Annotated in this window: 16 protein-coding genes; 10 read left to right on the top strand and 6 right to left on the bottom strand. The window is 57.1% G+C overall.

Translation table 11 applies throughout. The annotated features are described in order from the left end of the window. Positions 1-91: 91 nt before the first annotated feature. The 4 genes from OQ273_RS04090 to OQ273_RS04105 all read left to right on the top strand — a co-directional run bounded on the left by OQ273_RS04090 (position 92) and on the right by OQ273_RS04105 (position 3,816). Positions 92-601: a TRAP transporter small permease gene (locus OQ273_RS04090; RefSeq protein WP_267989199.1), complete on the top strand. Its 510-nt coding sequence runs from the start codon at positions 92-94 to the stop codon at positions 599-601. Continuing rightward, entirely contained in the window at positions 598-1,884 is a 1,287-nt protein-coding gene (locus OQ273_RS04095) for a TRAP transporter large permease (protein ID WP_267989200.1), read from the top strand. The genes OQ273_RS04090 and OQ273_RS04095 overlap by 4 nt, the downstream gene beginning before the upstream one ends. Positions 1,885-1,974: 90 nt before the next feature. Beyond that, positions 1,975-3,018, top strand: a complete 1,044-nt coding sequence (gene dctP, locus OQ273_RS04100; RefSeq protein WP_267989201.1) for a TRAP transporter substrate-binding protein DctP — start codon at positions 1,975-1,977, stop codon at positions 3,016-3,018. 60 nt (positions 3,019-3,078) lie between these two features. After that, a complete protein-coding gene (locus OQ273_RS04105) occupies positions 3,079-3,816 on the top strand; it encodes an SDR family NAD(P)-dependent oxidoreductase (RefSeq protein ID WP_267989202.1) in 738 nt (245 codons plus the stop codon). 81 nt (positions 3,817-3,897) lie between these two features. Here OQ273_RS04105 and OQ273_RS04110 read toward each other — a convergent pair whose 3' ends face one another. Further along, a complete protein-coding gene (locus OQ273_RS04110; protein WP_267989203.1) occupies positions 3,898-4,266 on the bottom strand; it encodes a hypothetical protein in 369 nt (122 codons plus the stop codon). 210 nt (positions 4,267-4,476) lie between these two features. On the opposite strand from OQ273_RS04110, the gene OQ273_RS04115 reads away from it, so the two are divergent. After that, positions 4,477-5,865 (top strand): DUF3179 domain-containing (seleno)protein, encoded by a 1,389-nt coding sequence (locus tag OQ273_RS04115; RefSeq protein ID WP_267989204.1) that lies wholly within the window; start codon positions 4,477-4,479, stop codon positions 5,863-5,865. A gap of 75 nt (positions 5,866-5,940) precedes the next feature. Here OQ273_RS04115 and OQ273_RS04120 read toward each other — a convergent pair whose 3' ends face one another. Together OQ273_RS04120 and OQ273_RS04125 are read right to left on the bottom strand one after the other, a co-directional pair. Further along, positions 5,941-6,357, bottom strand: coding sequence for a VOC family protein (locus tag OQ273_RS04120; RefSeq protein WP_267989205.1), 417 nt, complete (start codon positions 6,355-6,357; stop codon positions 5,941-5,943). A 188-nt stretch (positions 6,358-6,545) separates the two neighbouring features. Beyond that, a complete protein-coding gene (locus OQ273_RS04125; protein ID WP_267989206.1) occupies positions 6,546-6,869 on the bottom strand; it encodes a YciI family protein in 324 nt (107 codons plus the stop codon). A 146-nt stretch (positions 6,870-7,015) separates the two neighbouring features. Between OQ273_RS04125 and OQ273_RS04130 the strand changes: the two genes are divergently transcribed. The 5 genes from OQ273_RS04130 (at position 7,016) to OQ273_RS04150 (ending at position 12,163) form a co-directional block, all read left to right on the top strand. Beyond that, the gene (locus tag OQ273_RS04130) at positions 7,016-7,348 is read left to right on the top strand and encodes a winged helix-turn-helix transcriptional regulator (protein WP_271292088.1); all 333 of its coding nucleotides are present in this window, start codon (positions 7,016-7,018) and stop codon (positions 7,346-7,348) included. Between the two features lie 464 nt (positions 7,349-7,812). Continuing rightward, positions 7,813-8,427, top strand: a complete 615-nt coding sequence (locus OQ273_RS04135) for a DUF922 domain-containing protein (RefSeq protein WP_267989207.1) — start codon at positions 7,813-7,815, stop codon at positions 8,425-8,427. Between the two features lie 552 nt (positions 8,428-8,979). Beyond that, positions 8,980-9,465: a TspO/MBR family protein gene (locus tag OQ273_RS04140; RefSeq protein WP_267989208.1), complete on the top strand. Its 486-nt coding sequence runs from the start codon at positions 8,980-8,982 to the stop codon at positions 9,463-9,465. 378 nt (positions 9,466-9,843) lie between these two features. Further along, the gene (locus OQ273_RS04145) at positions 9,844-10,818 is read left to right on the top strand and encodes a DUF4440 domain-containing protein (RefSeq protein WP_267989209.1); all 975 of its coding nucleotides are present in this window, start codon (positions 9,844-9,846) and stop codon (positions 10,816-10,818) included. 277 nt (positions 10,819-11,095) lie between these two features. Further along, positions 11,096-12,163: a metal-dependent hydrolase gene (locus OQ273_RS04150; protein WP_267989210.1), complete on the top strand. Its 1,068-nt coding sequence runs from the start codon at positions 11,096-11,098 to the stop codon at positions 12,161-12,163. Positions 12,164-12,264: 101 nt separating this feature from the next. Here the strand turns inward: OQ273_RS04150 and OQ273_RS04155 are convergent, their stop codons facing one another. From OQ273_RS04155 to OQ273_RS04165, 3 genes are all read right to left on the bottom strand, one after another. Next, complete coding sequence (locus tag OQ273_RS04155) at positions 12,265-13,317, bottom strand: serine/threonine protein kinase (RefSeq protein WP_267989211.1); 1,053 nt, start codon at positions 13,315-13,317, stop codon at positions 12,265-12,267. Positions 13,318-13,416: 99 nt separating this feature from the next. Then, entirely contained in the window at positions 13,417-15,054 is a 1,638-nt protein-coding gene (locus OQ273_RS04160; RefSeq protein WP_267989212.1) for a chloride channel protein, read from the bottom strand. Between the two features lie 10 nt (positions 15,055-15,064). Then, on the bottom strand, positions 15,065-15,544 hold the full coding sequence (locus OQ273_RS04165) for a thioesterase family protein (protein WP_267989213.1): 480 nt from the start codon (positions 15,542-15,544) through the stop codon (positions 15,065-15,067). Positions 15,545-15,635: the final 91 nt, after the last annotated feature.

The following is a 15,635-nucleotide window of genomic DNA, read 5'->3' on the forward strand; positions in this document are numbered from 1 at the left end:
GCTTAGTGGCCGGGTTTATAGGTCGCGCGCAGGATTGACTCTGATATGTCTCAAATTGTAAAGGTTTACAAAATGGGAGGGCTGTTAACGTATGGATCGACTGCTCCGTTATCTGAGAGTCTTCAATAAGGGGATCGCGGGTACAGCGCTTGTAGCGAGCGGAACACTGGTCGCCATCATCACCATTGTGGTCGCGGCGGGCGTGTTTTGGAGGTACGTTCTCAATGACTCTTTGTCCTGGACGGAAGAACTGGCGCGCTATCTGTTGATCTGGCTTGCCGCCGTCGGATCGATCGTTGCCATGCACCGCCGGCAACACATCGCCATCGATATTCTGCCTGACATGGTAACCGGCCTGGGAGGCAGAGCCATTCGCCTCCTGATCGCATTGGTCATCATTCTGACCTGCGCGGTGATGACCTATTTCGGATGGATCCTTGCCTGGAACGCCTGGGGGCAGACGGCATCCAGCTTCTACCTGCCGCTCTTTTATACGACGGCTGCAATTCCCGTTGCGACTACGGGATTTCTGCTGATGGCAATTGAGCAGGCGCTTGATGTGATATGCGGTGAAGAACTGCATAGTGGTGAGGCCGTATGACGCCGGCCTTTGGACTTGTCCTCCTGCTTTTGATCGCCCTTGGTGTGCCTGTTGTGTTCGCCCTGCTGGCCGGGCCGATCTTCGGCTTTTTCTTCGATGGCAAGGAGATATTTCTACAAACACTGCCACGCCGGCTTTATGCCGGGATGGACTCGTTTCCTCTGCTTGCCATCCCGCTGTTCATTCTCGCCGGAAATCTGATGAACACCGGCGGCATCACTGTTCGGCTGGTTGAATTTGCCAAGGTGCTCGTCGGGCACCTGCGCGGCGGGCTTGCACAGGTCAATATTGTATCCAGTGTCCTCTTTGCGGGCTTGAGTGGTTCTGCCGTGGCCGACACGTCGGCGCTCGGCTCCATGCTTGTGCCGGCCATGGAACGCGACGGTTATACCAAGAAGTTCGCCGTCGCCGTGACCGCCGCCTCATCAATCATAGGCCCAATCATCCCGCCGAGCATCATAATGATCGTGTACGCCTATGTGATGAATGTGTCGGTTGCCGCGCTTTTCGCAGCCGGTATCGTGCCCGGCCTGATTATGGCCGTCGGGCTTATGGCGGTCACATCCTTTCTGGGAAAGAGACGCGGCTTTCCCAAGAATGAGCGTCGGGCGACCGTCAAGGAGACCGGAATTGCCTTCCGCAATGCTTTCGTTCCCTTGATGACGCCCGTCATTATTCTTGGTGGGATTGTCAGCGGTGTATTTACGCCCACTGAAGCTGCCGGATCGGCGGTCGTCTACGCGCTTTTTGTCGGTTTCTTCTACACACGCTCTCTCAAACTTTCGGACTTGCCGCGTATTTTGACATCAACCGGCGTCACGTCAGCCAGTATCCTCATCGTGGTCGGTGCGGCGGCAGCGTTTGGCTATGCAATGACACTTTCGCAGTTGCCGGCCCGGGTTGCTGAATTTCTGCCGCAGATCACAACGAACCTGATCCTTATCCTGTTCCTTGTGAATCTGTTGTTGCTGGCCACCGGAATGTTCCTAGATTCCGGCCCGGCCATTATCATTCTGGCACCTCTGCTCGGACCCGCGCTCATCGATCTTGGGGTAGATCCACTGCATCTGGCGGCCATCATGTCGATCAACCTGTCGATCGGCCTGGCGACACCGCCACTCGGACTTGTGCTGTTTGTCGGGTCAAGCATTTCGGATGTGCCGGTGGCGACCATCGCACGCGAGATGACCCCCTACTACATGGTCCATTTCGCAGCAATCCTGGCGGTAACTTTCATTCCCGCTCTTTCTTTAACCGTCCCACGGCTCTTGGGACTGATCTAGCCCACCCGGCTAGCCAATATTCAGACCGCCTATTGTCGCGTGAGAGCCGAACGCGAGTGAAACACGAAAGACTTGTAAGGGAGGAAAACCATGAAACTCTTTAGAACCATAATGGCCTGCGGTGTTGCGGTAGCGCTTTCAAGCGGGATTGCAGCGGCGCAGGAGTTCACACTGAAATATGGTCATGTTGGCCCCGCGACTGAAAACTCCGATGATCATGTGCCCGGCGTCTGGCTCAAAAGCTATCTCGAGAGCCGTTCCAATGGCCGCATAAAGGTCGAAATCTTCCCGGCTGCCCAGCTCGGCAATTTCAAGGACATGATCGAGGCCGTTCAACAGGGAACCCTGGAACTCACACATACCTCGCTTGGCGGGATTGCACCATTTGTGCCGGAGCTTCAGGTGCTGGATATCCCCTATATGCTTACCGACGATCGCGTCGCCGAAAAGGTGCTGATGGAGGGACCGTTCGTCGATGCGATGCGCGATGCGGTTTTGGCGAAAACCGGGAACGTTCGTCTGATCACCGGTTCGAACACCGGTCGTTGGCGGTCGTTTTATACAACCGACGCGCCGATCAAGAATGCATCAGACCTTGAAGGGGTAAAAATCCGGACCATCAACTCGCCGCTTCAGGTTGAGTTTGTGAAGTTCCTCGGCGGCAATCCGACGCCGGTTGCCTGGGGTGAACTCTACGGTGCTCTTGGCTCCGGGGTCGTGGATGGCACCAAAAACGCAGCCCTCGATGTCGTATCCAACAAACTCAATGAGCATCTGAACTATGCCGTGCTTGACGAGCATGCCTATCTGGCGGGTTTTTACTGGATGAGCCAGGACTTCCTGGAGCAGCTTCCGGAAGACCTGCGCGCCCTGGTTATCGACGGGGTGATCCAGATGGCTGAGGTTCAGACAAACTTCAACAAGCAGCAGGACGGTATTGCCCAGGCACAGTTCATTGATGCAGGAGGCACGGTTTATGTTCCCACCGCGGAAGACAAAGCGACCTTTGAAGCCGGAAAGGAGCATATGATCAAATGGTATACGGACCAGTACGGGACGGAGTGGCTTGACAAGCTGAACGCGGCAATTGCGGATGCAAATGCCGAGATCTCCGCACAGCACTCCATCAACTAGTTCATCTTGTGGTGGGGCGCACAATTGGTGCGCCCCCGGAATGCTCGTGTTGGGGATCCCATGTTTTTTCAGTCACTTGTAGATAGAACTGTCATTGTCACTGGAGCTGCAGGAGGTATTGGCTCGCCGCTGCTGCAACTGTGTCAAAAAGCTGGCGCAGATATTCTTGCGCTTGATCGGGACGAGAGGAAACTTCGCCAGGCTGCGGAGCAGTTGGATGACACAACGCGCGTGGTTTACAAACAATCTGACCTTGCAGGCTTTAAGGAATGTAGCGAGGTTCTGGGGCTTTGTCCGAGCAATCCGGTGGCGCTTGTCCATCTGGCCGGTGTGTTTGAGCCGGACAGTGATGATCATGGCGACTATACGGTCTGGGACCGGGCAATCGACAATAATCTCAAAAATGCCCGCGACATGTGTCTCGCCTTCGCGGATTCTACCTCCAAGGCGGACCTGAGCCGCATTGTTCTGACCAGCTCCCTGGCCGCCAACCGCGGGGCATTCGATCATTATTCATACACGGCGGCCAAGGCTGCCTTGATTGGCTTGACAAGAGCCTTTTCAAAACGCTTTGCGCCTCATACCGTTGTCAACTGTGTTGCTCCGGGAATCATCATGACCGGCATGCCTGATCGGGTGCTGGCAAATCGGCGCGAACGTGTCCTGTCAGAAATTCCGCTGCAGCGCTTTGGAGAACCTGAAGAAGTCGCCAATGTCATCATGTTCCTCATCAGCGATGCGGCCTCATATGTTTCCGGTCAGGTTATCAATATCGACGGCGGAACGATCAACGGATAGAATTTCCTGAACGTGAAGACATGCGAACCGTCAGCTCGTGCAGTCCCGCTAGAGGGCCGGTCGGAGGACGTCAGACAGCCCTCAACACCGCTTTAACGGCCCGTTGGACAGCGGAAAGTCCCAGCGCAGGGTAAGATCATCGCCAGTCAGAATCACTCCGAGGAAGTAGCCGCGCGTGGAGTCTTCGCCGCATTGGGCGTGTGCGCCTGTGAAGACGCCGTTTTCGCGTGGCTCAACAGGACCCCAATCGAGGCGGCACCAGAATTTCCCGTGTCTCAGCCATTGCGAACTGATCACAAAGGGTTCGGAAAGGACTGTGCCGCCGGGTTTGATCGGCGTGCGTGCGCATTGCTTTTCGGTGCCCCAGGTCCCGTAGATGGCCGTTCGGTCGCGTGCGGCGACAGGTGCGGCGCAAAGAGCGGCGAGGGCGATCAGAAGGGGCAGGCGCATGCCAATTGGATAGCAAGAGTAGAGCACGCCACCCAAATCACTTCGCCTTGATCACGAAACGCTCTGGAACAGGCATGGTCACGCGACATTGACACGGTTTTGATTGGCGGTCCGTCGGGCCGGGGCCTTATTGTCTTTGCCGAAAGCACGGGCAGGGGCTTTGCAACACGCTTGCCCGTGAATTGAACGGGTATGCGAAAGGCTCCTGATATGACGATGGCAGTAACCCCGCAGATCCGCCTGCTTATCTCTCTGGCCTTGGTGGCTGTCCTTTCCCTGTTCGGGGTAAAGGATTTGCAGGCCCAGGATCCAAAACCGCTGCCGGATTACGTGATAAAGACCTACGGCGAACGTCCCGCCGTGCCGGAAGGGCCGCTTTCTGAGGAACTGAAGGCTGCGGTCAAGGTGGCGTTTGTGGATGCCATCGAGCAATCGAGCTGGGGCAGGGATCAGGTGGTGGCCCTGAGCGACATCGCCGCTTCGAAAGATCCACGGCTTGGCTGGATTGTCAGCGATCTGATGCGATTTGCTTCCTCGCCGCAATTGAATGCGGCACTTACCGCCGCTGCGTCCGACCTTCTGGGCAAGGATTTACGGGTGCAGAACTCGTGGGGTGCGTTGACCGATCACCTCATTGCGTGGGACATCCCGGCGCCGCCCGGCTATCTGGACGTCAAGCGGGCGATCTTCACCGGGATCATTCCCGGCTGGGACCGGATATTCATCGAGGGCGATATCGACTGGCGAATGGTTTCCTGGGGCGGCGTGCTGATCGACAACCGCGCGCACGATAAGACCGATGAGCGCTGTAACTGCATCCCTGCCGCGGACAATCCCGAAGTCATCAGTGCGCATGAAGCGACCTGGCTGAAGGATAATGATGTCGTCTTCGGCATCACCATCAACGGCGAATCGCGCGCTTATCCGCGGCGCATCATGGAAGTGCGCGAGATGGTCAACGATACGCTCGGCGGGCGGGACCTGGGCATTCCCTATTGCACGCTGTGCGGGGCTGCGCAGGCCTATTTTACCGACCGGATGCCGGAGGGTATCGAGCGTCCGATCCTGCGCACGTCGGGTCTCCTCATCCGCTCCAACAAGGTGATGTACGACCTCAACACCTATTCGGTATTCGACACGTTCCTCGGCCATGCGGTCACCGGGCCGCTTGCCGACAAGAAGCTGAAGCTGGAGCAGGCGACGGTCGTGACGACCGACTGGGGGCGCTGGAAGAACGCGCACCCCGACACGACGGTGCTGAAAGAGCGCTACGCGCTCGGTCGTGATCCCGATTTCCGCAATACGAGGGATGCAGATGGGCCGATCTTCCCGGTTGGCAATGTCGATCCCCGCTTGCCGGTTCATGAGGATGTCATCGGGGCGATCACCGCGTCGGGCAAGCCGGTGGCCTTCCAGCGCAGCAAGGCCTTCGTCGCGCTTCAAAACGGTGAAGAAATCGCCTACGAGAATGTCCGTCTCGAACTCGACGGGGGCGGCATTCGCGCGGTTGATGCCAATGGCTCCGACCTTGGAAGTCATCAGGCCTTCTGGTTTGCATGGTCGCAGTTTCACCCCGGCACGGCGCTGTGGCCGCAATAGTGCGTTGACAACGGCTGCGCGGGACCCTGGGTCCGGCATGCGAACAAAGCGCTTTCGTCGCCAGTGAAACCGGCGTTATCCGTCTCGTCCGGGTTCGTTCGGATCGCTGGAGAACAGCGCGATCTTGTTGCCTTGAGGGTCGCGAAGGTAGCCGACATAAAAATGAGGTCCATACGCGTCGCGGAAGCCCGGCTGCCCCTCGTTTAGACCGCCTGCGGCAAGCGCGGCCGAGTGAAGGTCCCGAACCTGGCTTTGGCTGCGGGCCTCAAATGCGATCATTGTGCCGTTGCCAGCCGAGGCCGGACGTCCATCGAAAGTTGGCTTGACGTAGAATTCAGGCGGAGCGACAGACTGGCCCGGTTGTTCCGGCAGCGCGTAGCTCAGGCCCTCGGGGCCCTCCTCAAGTTCGTAATCAAGGGCCGGCAGGAAAGCGGAGTAAAACCGCTTTGCACGTGCGATATCATCGGCACCGACGGTGACGTAGGCTATCATGCTGCGTGTTCCTCTTTAGGAGTTTTGGTGATCGCAACAGTTTTACTGCATTGTGTTAGGCCAACATGCAATTTCGTTCAATAACCGCTGCCCGAAACGCTTGAGGATCGACGATAGAGGTATATCGCGACAAGTGTCCGGTTTCGTCTGCCGCTGCGCAGGGCAGCGGATGACCGCCTGGTGACATTTCACGACAACTGCGATCCGGGAGCCGGGCGGAACTGCCGCTCTTCGGCGAGATGAGCCAGTTCGGGGACGGTGCGTTTTACGTCGATCCGATGCACCTCTGCCGTCACGACATTGTTCTCGACAAACGGGTCTTCCTGTACCCGTTGTGACAGCCCTTCCTGATCTTCGCCGTGGGCAAGCACAAATCCTCCACCGGTATCCAGAGAACCTACGCACTGAAAAATCCCGTCGGTGAATCCCTTCTTGATCCATGCATTATGCCCCTCCATGAAAAGAGGGGCGTTTGATCTGTTGTCTGCGAATTTCAGGAGTATGGCGTACATGTGTTCTGCCGCTTCCGTTTGTATGGTTTCATGATGGTTCTGCGCGATCGCCGAGGCGTCATCCAGGAGTTCGGCCCGACAATGGCAACAATACTCTTATTTGAAAAGTAGGCATCTTCTTGATACTAAGCATTGAAATGATACTAATGAGTAAGAATATGGGCCATAATGACATTGACGACATCTGCCCGGCTCCGATCATCTTCACAATGATTGGCGGCAAATGGAAACTGGCGATCCTGAAAACCCTGATTTTCAAGGGCACCAGGCGTTTTGGCGATCTGCGCCGAGAAGTCGATGGCGTTACACAGACGATGCTGACCAAGCAGCTCCGCGCACTTGAGGCCGACGGTTTGGTGCATCGCAAGGTTTTTGCCGAAGTACCGCCTCGCGTGGAGTATAGTGCGACCGAAGACGGGCTTTCACTCAGGCCCGTATTTGAGGCGATGCATCTGTGGTGGCTGGAACGCGGGCTTTAGCCCGGACCGGTTTGCCCATGTTAGTCTTACTGGACTGCGCTTTCCAACCGGCAAATAAGATCAGTAGCAATCATTATCCCGACTCCCGGCAATGGGCGCGATCATACCGTCTTCATCCGACAGCCTTTGAATCCGCCAAAAGCTTCGGCAGATAAAGCCCTCGACAAAACCGGCGCTTTTCAACAATGGCGTCGTCTGGCTGATGGGTGGACTTGCTGCTTCCTGATTTCATAACCAGTGGATGCGGGACCGGCGTGTCATTGTCACCGTTTTTGGTTTGGGTTTCCGTCCTTGCCGGTGTACTCAGAATGGCCTTCCCTGAGGCGCTACAGCTGGGCGCAGCATCGGCACATTCCTTGTCATTGGCCGAAAGCGGCGGCGTCGATAAGGTAGCAGTTTACTTCGTGGTGAATATGTGCCTGAAACAACTAAATAAAATTCTGCTCATATGTTGCGAGGCGCAAATGCGCGACAACCGGAAAGCCCGCACTTTCGTTTCCTGTACAGCTGCTACGCTGCTCCTTGCACTGCCAGCCCATGGCGGCGATATCCGCGCGAATGAGGTCGAAAAGACCTATGCGATATCAGGGAAGACCGGCTTTGCGCTCTATGAATCGATTGGCGAACGTGGCCCGCGTATCGGCGCTGGAGCATCAAGTGCCATCGCCGTCACCAATTTCGACCTGAAATGGGGCCGTGATTACAGGCGCGAGGGCAATGATTGCGTACTGGCCGCCGCGCGGTCGTTCCTGACCATCACTTACACGCTGCCGAAACCGGCGGAAAAACTTCCACCGGACGTTGCCGCCCGCTGGCGCGTCTTCATCGCCGGCATCCGCACCCACGAAGCTGTCCACGGCAAATACATCGTTGATATGGCGCAGGACATTTACGACACGACCGTCGGCTTCCGGCAGGCAAACGACCCGAACTGCAAGACGATCCGCCAAGCCATACAGGTCCCACTCAAGGCCGCCTTTGACCGCTACAAGGCTCGCAACCGTGCCTTCGAACAGTCGGAGATGGCAGCCGGCGGCAACATCAGGCAGCTGATTCTCGAACTGGTCAACGGGCGTTAGATAAGTGGGTTGGTGGAGGCGGTGTTCCGGGTTAAACGCGGCCTTCTGTCGGGAGCGCGGTGATCCATGGCAGTCTTCTCTTCGTATTTTTGACTGACAGAATCGTGCCACCATGAGCGCCGACGGTGATACCGGAAACAATGAAACGATACGGTTGGATAGCCCTTGTGGTCTTGATGAGCGCTCCAACCTTCGCGCAGGCAAGGACGCTCACGGCTGAACAAATACAGGTCGAAATGCTTGACAAAACTATTGTTACCCGAAGGTTTGGAATGCGGGTGACCATGCGTTACAGACCGAATGGTGTCGTGTCCGCGCGCGCGCTTCTTGGGTCCGTCAACGGCACGTGGGAGGCGCGGGGAAACAGGATATGTTCATCGTTTCCAAGCGGGCCGGCCAAGGGTACGAGTTGCGTGAGTTTTCGCCGGCTCGGAGCTAACCAGTATATAAGCTCTGAAGGCGTCAGGTTCCGCGTGGTAGACTGAGTCAGGCACTGCCGCTAATTGTGAAAGCCTGAAAAAGGAGCGCACGCTTGCCGGAAGCGACATATGGATGCGCCGCATCGGGCGGGCAGGTGACGAGCTGATGCCCGGGATCATGATACGCGTCGTATTTCTCGTCCTGGTTATCGGCGGCGGATTGCTGATCGGTTCCGTGACCGCGCCCGGCGAGTGGTATGCGGCATTGAACAAACCCCCGTTCAATCCGCCGAACTGGTTGTTCGGGCCGGTTTGGACGGCCCTATACGTTCTGATTGCAATGGCGGGTTGGCGGACATGGGAAGCCGGCAGGTCCTCGACAAACATGAAACTCTGGTGGCTTCAGATGATTTTGAACTTCCTGTGGTCGCCGGTGTTCTTCGTGTTGCATGTGCCGTGGTTGGCGCTTGCCGTCATCCTGGCCACCTTGGCAGTTATCGTGATCTATATCCTGCGAAGCTGGATTTCGGACCGGATATCTGCACTTGCGTTTGTTCCCTATGCGGTATGGGTGGCCTTTGCATCGGTCCTGAACCTTTCGATTGCAATCCTGAACTGAGCACATCGCACAGCTCCACAGGTGAAGAATACGGAAGGGCGGCTCAAAGCGGTTGCCGGATGCCGCGAAATCAAGCATCAGCCTGACACTGATTGCGCACGGACTATTTTGTGTCCTGTGGTCGGATCAGATGACAATCCTAGCCCGCGGTTTCTGTCATTCCTTTCTCATCAGGTTGAAGGGAGTGTTCTCAATGGACCAACTGCATGCGAAAGTTGCCTCAGATTTGCATCGTGTGCTTCCGGAAACAGAAAGTGCCTTCTACACGAGACACAGCTGTGCGTGGTGGCAGACCTTGAAACGCGTTGCGCAAACGGCTTGCGGAGTCCCCGGCATAAGACGTTTCGAGATAAAGACCGAGGATCGGGAAACAGCTTAATGAACCATCAAGAGGTGTTGTCTGAGCAAGAGGCGGCCATCATGCGGGTCATTGCGCGCGAGACAGACACGTTTGTCAGCCGGGATTTTGAAGGATGGGCGTCATGCTGGGTACAGGATGAAAGAACACGACTGGTCAGTGTTTCGACATCGTTCGGCGTGACGGTCCTTGAGGGCTGGGAGCCGTTAAGTTGTTACATGCTGGATGTTTTCGAGACCGGATCGAGTTGTGAGATCACCGAGTTCGTGCGAAAGAATCCGAGCATCACGATCAGCGGTGATTTCGCCTTTGTCGTTTTTGATGGCCACTCGTCACATGTCGATGAGCGAAACGAGCAAACCTTTGAGACCAGAGCTCTGGAACGCAAGGATGGGGAATGGCGTATCCTTTATGCTTCGTTCGTCTTGCGTGGATTGCACAGGGATGAGGCAAACCGGATAGCCGTCGATGCGCAAGGCAACATCTTGTTTGCCTCCGATAGCGCGCTTGAGTCGCTGGACGCTCACCCGGGCCTTCAGATTTCAAACGGTCGCCTGCGCGGCAAACGAACGGCGTGGGACAAGGTGCTACAGGCAGGGCTGAAGTGTTCAGCCGAAGTCCATGGCTATTGTCAGCATTACAGATTTGCATCGAAGCACGGCAAGACCTTCCGTCTTCCCATCGTCCTGGGGGAGACGGATGAAGGACAAATCGCGGTTTGCGTGCTCTTTGTCAGGGATGGCGTTACCTTCGTCGAGCTTCAAAACGAAAATGATTTCGACGAACAACTGACCGTTGCGAAAGCGATTTACGGACTTTCCGATGGACAATTGTCGCTGGCCCGACAGGTTGTAAATGGCGACAGTCTGACATGCGCCGCAACAAGCCTTGGTATCAGCATCAATACCGCAAGGACGCATCTGTCTCGTATATACGGGAAGACCGGGGTCAACTCGCAGACTGCTCTCGTGCGGACGTTGCTGAGCGTGGGATAATCGAATGGTTTCCTGCTGGGTCGGGAGCGCAGAACGCTAGCAGACGCAAAGAACAGATTTGCGGTTGTACAGAACAATCAGAGAAAAAACTGAACGGCGGGCCTTGCAAATCATGGAAAACGTTTATCTTACCGGTACAGATGCCGCGCTAACGTCCGGCTAGTCCAGTCAAACCAGGTGCGTGTTCGTGAATCGAGGCATTGCTCCAGAATCGATTGTGATGTTGGGCGCTGCCTGCGACCGATGATGAAACGCTGCCAGGGACTTGAACGACCCGATGGATTCATTGACACAATTCACCCTTGGGGCGGCGATTTCCGCACTGTGCCTTGGTCGTAAACTCGGTCCCCGCAAGGCGGCGCTTCTTGGCGGTGTCCTCGGCACCATTCCGGACCTTGATGTATTGCTGCCCACGGATAACCCGGTGGACGCTTTTGTCTTCCATCGCGGATGGACCCATTCCGTGTTCGTCCACGCGGTTGCGGCGCCGGTGGTCGGTGAAATCCTTGTTCGGGGCATTGATGCGTTAAGAGAGTGCAGGGCGAGGGTCTGGGCAACTGTTTTCCTTTGCTTTTCAACCCACGCCATCATCGATGCGATGACCGTCTATGGAACCCGTCTTTTTTGGCCGTTCTATCCTGATCCGGTCGGTGTCGGATCCATCTTCATCATTGACCCTTTGTACACGATCCCGCTGCTTATCGCCGTCGTGTGGGCCCTTTCTGTGAAAAACTGGTCATCGCGCTTAAAAGGCGGGCTTGTCGCGGCGCTTGTATTCAGCACAACCTATATGGGGCTCAGCGTGATTTTGCAGGCAAATGCCGAACGCCGGGCAAAAGCCATTTTCGCCGCCGCCGGGATTGAAGCGCGCAATATCTTCGCGATCGCGGGCCCGTTCAACACTGTCGTCTGGAAGGTCATCGGGCAGGAAGACGACCGCTATCACAATCTCTATCTGTCGCTGTTTGATGATGATGATCAGGCAAGATTGTATACGCACCCGACACGCCCTGATCTGACCGCCTGCCTGAATGGCAATGATGCTTTCGAAAAGCTGAAATGGTTCAGTCGTGGTTATTTCCGAACGGCCTTGCAGGATGGAAAAATCGTTGTCTCGGACCTGCGGATGGGCCTTACGCCAGGTTATGTCTTCAGATTTGCAATTGCCGAATATAGCGGCGGTATGGTGCGTCAGACGCCGCCGGAGCCCGTTCAGAGCCAAATGACGACACTGAATGACGATCTGAACTGGCTTGCCCAACGGCTTGTCGGTCAACCCTCGGTTCGAACTGCGGAAACAACCGGCGATGAACAGGAAAAGACAAATACGCCTGCATCGTGTTGACGATGCGTGGAACCTGTTCCGGAGCCAGATGGAGACGACCCACCGATGCCGCCGGTCACAACGAATGTGGACCGGTGCTTCATCGGTCATGGTTAAGTCACCTATTTCTCGAGCCGTGAAATCCGCCTGTCGGTCCAGTTGAGACGGCCGTCGATAATAGGTCTGATGACCGGTGCGAGCTCCGGTTCGCGGGCCAGCAGCGTATCGAGTTCGGTGATCTGGTTCATGGCGATGAGGCGCAGCACGTCGTCGCGCACCGTGCCGTCCTCGCGGCGCGGCAAGGCCGTGACCGCCTGTGCAAGATCAATCCCGGCATCCGCGTCACGGGTCTTGATCGCTGCGTTGAGTGCAGACAGATCGATGTTGTCAAGGCTGGTCTCGATGAACGCGTAGATCCCGACGCCCTTGCGGGGAAGGGGATAAAGGGCAAGCGCTGCCGCCTTTGCTGTCGGATCGGCGTTGATTGCTTCAAGAATTGCCGGGCCTTCCCGGTCGATCCGGTCGCCGGTCCCTTCACCGTCCGACCAGGAAAATATGCCACGGGTGATGAGATTGTAGATCTTCTTGCCGGTCGCCATCCAGATTCTGGACGGCAGGGATTTGCGCGCCAGGATTCGCCTTTCCGTTGGTGTCATAAGGTGCGGGGCAAAGGACCGCTTCTGTTTGAGGCAATGGCGCAAATCCTCATAGGCCATGATGCGATAAAGCCGGCCTTTTCGGCGGTGGCATGAAGCAAGCTGAAAATCGATAACGGCGGCGTTGCCATCGGCCAGCATCAGCCAGTTCTGGGGCTTTGCCAGGTCATTATGCGTAATGCCGCGCCGGCGCATATCACGCAGCAGGCGGCGCGCATCTCGGTACCATTGGGGTGAGTGCGGCCTTGCCAGATGCAACGGCGTGCCGTCGGTCCAGGAACGGAACAGCCCGTCGGCGTCCACCTCGATGATATCGGGTGTGCCGGTAATGCCCGAGATGGCACGCAATGCCCGGATTTCCCGTCGCGCCAGGAACCAGGCCAGCGGTCTCGACCACAAGGGGGAGGCCGTGACGATGCGCCTGGCAACGCGCACGTCCGGGCGGTCGGCAAAATGCCCGGCGCGTGTTTCTGAGAACACGTCCCGTTTAAAAACCGTATCTGAAATAAACTCGGCCATTTTTCCCGATCCCGCCCTTGAAGGCGAAACAGGGTTTAGAGTGTCTGTCGGTCAAATGGAAGCATCTGATGGCGGAAAATCAGTGCGGCAAACAATGCTCTAGCGGTGTTCCTCTTCGGAGGCGTCGATCAGCCGTTTGTTGAAATAAGCCAGTGCCTGGACCTGATCGGCCCAGCCGATGATGGTGGTTCCGCTGACCTCGTCAACAACCGGCAGGCGCGCGTGACCGCCGGAATCGAAGGTTCGCAGCGCCGTGTCGAGCGTATCGGTCGGCCGCAAGCTTGGAACGCCGCGCTCGGTGTCGAAGGTTTGTTCGGGCTCATCGGCGGCGAGCGCAGTCATGAAATCCATGACACGCACATTGCTGCCTACGGCGCGGTGCGGACCGGCCTGAACGAAAATGCCCCGCATTTCCAGTTGCCACTGGAAATAGGAGTGGCCATGGATCGCCTGGTTGATGCCGTGGGCGATTGCCACGGTCAGGAGCAAGGCGATCGACAGCTCATAGCCGCCGGTCAACTCGAAGACGATCAGAGTCGTCGAAATCGGCGCGCCCAGCACCGCACCGGCGACGGCACCCATGCCGAGTATCGAATAGAGCGCCGGGCTTGAGGCGAGGTCCGGAAAGACATTTGCCGCGATAATTCCGTAAGCGCCACCGGTCATCGCGCCGAGATAGAGCGCGGGCGAGAACACGCCGCCGCCAAAGCGGGACGCGAGGGTGATGGCCGTGGCAAGCGTCTTGGCGACAATGAGGATCAGCATCAGGTACAGCGGTAATCGTCCCCACAGGGCAAGATCGGTCGCCTCGTAACCAACCCCGAGGATGTGCGGCAGGAAGACGCCCATACCGCCGATCGCGATACCGCCGAGGACCGGCCGCAGCCAAAGCGGCATGGTTATCTTGCGGGCGACAAAATCGGCGGAAAACAGGGAAAACTGAAAGGCAATCGCTACAATTGCCGCAACAAGGCCGAGCAGGGCGAAACCGGGAAACTCCCAGTAGGACGCAACGTGGTATTGCGGCACGACAAAAGCAGCGGATTCGCCGAACCATCCGCGTGAAATGATGGCCGCGCCGCTAGATGCGATGACGATGGGCACAAAGGAGCGCAGCGCAAAATGTCCAAGGATGACTTCATGCGCAAAGAGCACGCCGGCAACCGGCGCATTAAAGCTTGCCGAGATTGCCGCCGCGACCCCGGCGCCCAGTAGTGTGCGTTTTGACCATTCGGGCAGATCGGTACGCCGTGCAACGTGATTTGCAAGGGTCGCGCCCAGATGAATGACCGGGCCTTCACGTCCGGCACTGGCGCCCGACCCTAATGAAATCACCGTGATGATTGCAGAGTTGAGACCATCGCGCAGGCCGAGTTTCCTGCCGGTCAGGGCGCGGGCCTCAATGACGTCTGCTACCGACAATGTGCGGCGTTGCGGCATCAGCACCTGCAGTAAAATGCCGACAACGAGCCCGCCGGCGACTGGCGCAAGGAAGATCAGATACCACGGTGTGCTGCGCGTCGCCGATATGACCCGTTCGCTTCTGTCTTGCAGCCAAAGAAGCTGCACGGCGCCGATCATTTCGCGGAACAGGATCGCCGCGATCGTCACGCCGACACCTATGACAAGAGACATCAGCCACAGCCGCGGCTGCCGTTCTCCGGTGAAATTGCGGATGTTGGGCGCCACCCATTGGCGTATCTGTGTGGGCAGGTTGCGGATGAAATCGGGCAGCATGGGGACGGGCTTATGTCTTTGCTATCTTGATGCTACGCCCGACCCGCTCCGGCCGGTCGAGGACACGATGGGCCTCATACATCGCCCTTACCTTTTCGAGCATGGGTTCGGGCATCGGCGCGACCTTCGGCCCGGCTGCGTCGATGTGCAGATAGAGGGCTTCACAGGTCGCCGCGACCCAACCATCGGCATGTCTCAACTCGCTGTAGGCGTGCATGCGCTTTTCATCGAAATCAAGGAGATGAAACGTGGCGGCTGTGCTGTGCCCGAGGTGTAGTTCGCGCAGGTAACACACATGGATCTCCGCGACGTAGAAGCTCAGGCCCCTTTCCTTTACATAATCGGGGGTCAGGCCAATGGTCTCGAAGGCGTGGTCTGCGCAGCGGTCAAACAGGACATTGTAGTAGGCCATATTCAGATGGCCGTTGTAGTCGATCCATCCTTTTTCGATCTGTTCTGCAGGCGCGATGAACGGCGCTGGCAGGTTCATCCCCGATCTCCCTGATTTTGGTCCCTAATTCGACAACATGACTCTTTCATTCTGTGGCCACAAGAGGCATCCTGCGCCCAAAGGATGAAAG

The sequence above is a fragment of the Hoeflea prorocentri genome, assembly GCF_027944115.1.
Classification (GTDB): Bacteria; Pseudomonadota; Alphaproteobacteria; order Rhizobiales; family Rhizobiaceae; genus Hoeflea_A; species Hoeflea_A prorocentri.

Bases quoted from the DNA above. Each gene is read 5' to 3' on its own strand.
- OQ273_RS04135 (WP_267989207.1), top strand. From the start codon at position 7,813: ATGCGCGACAACCGGAAAGCCCGCACTTTCGTTTCCTGTACAGCTGCT.
- OQ273_RS04110 (WP_267989203.1), bottom strand. From the start codon at position 4,266: ATGCGCCTGCCCCTTCTGATCGCCCTCGCCGCTCTTTGCGCCGCACCT.
- OQ273_RS04105 (WP_267989202.1), top strand. From the start codon at position 3,079: ATGTTTTTTCAGTCACTTGTAGATAGAACTGTCATTGTCACTGGAGCT.
- dctP (WP_267989201.1), top strand. From the start codon at position 1,975: ATGAAACTCTTTAGAACCATAATGGCCTGCGGTGTTGCGGTAGCGCTT.
- OQ273_RS04115 (WP_267989204.1), top strand. From the start codon at position 4,477: ATGACGATGGCAGTAACCCCGCAGATCCGCCTGCTTATCTCTCTGGCC.
- OQ273_RS04125 (WP_267989206.1), bottom strand. From the start codon at position 6,869: ATGTACGCCATACTCCTGAAATTCGCAGACAACAGATCAAACGCCCCT.
- OQ273_RS04150 (WP_267989210.1), top strand. From the start codon at position 11,096: ATGGATTCATTGACACAATTCACCCTTGGGGCGGCGATTTCCGCACTG.
- OQ273_RS04165 (WP_267989213.1), bottom strand. From the start codon at position 15,544: ATGAACCTGCCAGCGCCGTTCATCGCGCCTGCAGAACAGATCGAAAAA.
- OQ273_RS04155 (WP_267989211.1), bottom strand. From the start codon at position 13,317: ATGGCCGAGTTTATTTCAGATACGGTTTTTAAACGGGACGTGTTCTCA.
- OQ273_RS04160 (WP_267989212.1), bottom strand. From the start codon at position 15,054: ATGCTGCCCGATTTCATCCGCAACCTGCCCACACAGATACGCCAATGG.
- OQ273_RS04140 (WP_267989208.1), top strand. From the start codon at position 8,980: ATGCGCCGCATCGGGCGGGCAGGTGACGAGCTGATGCCCGGGATCATG.
- OQ273_RS04130 (WP_271292088.1), top strand. From the start codon at position 7,016: ATGAGTAAGAATATGGGCCATAATGACATTGACGACATCTGCCCGGCT.
- OQ273_RS04145 (WP_267989209.1), top strand. From the start codon at position 9,844: ATGAACCATCAAGAGGTGTTGTCTGAGCAAGAGGCGGCCATCATGCGG.
- OQ273_RS04095 (WP_267989200.1), top strand. From the start codon at position 598: ATGACGCCGGCCTTTGGACTTGTCCTCCTGCTTTTGATCGCCCTTGGT.
- OQ273_RS04090 (WP_267989199.1), top strand. From the start codon at position 92: ATGGATCGACTGCTCCGTTATCTGAGAGTCTTCAATAAGGGGATCGCG.
- OQ273_RS04120 (WP_267989205.1), bottom strand. From the start codon at position 6,357: ATGATAGCCTACGTCACCGTCGGTGCCGATGATATCGCACGTGCAAAG.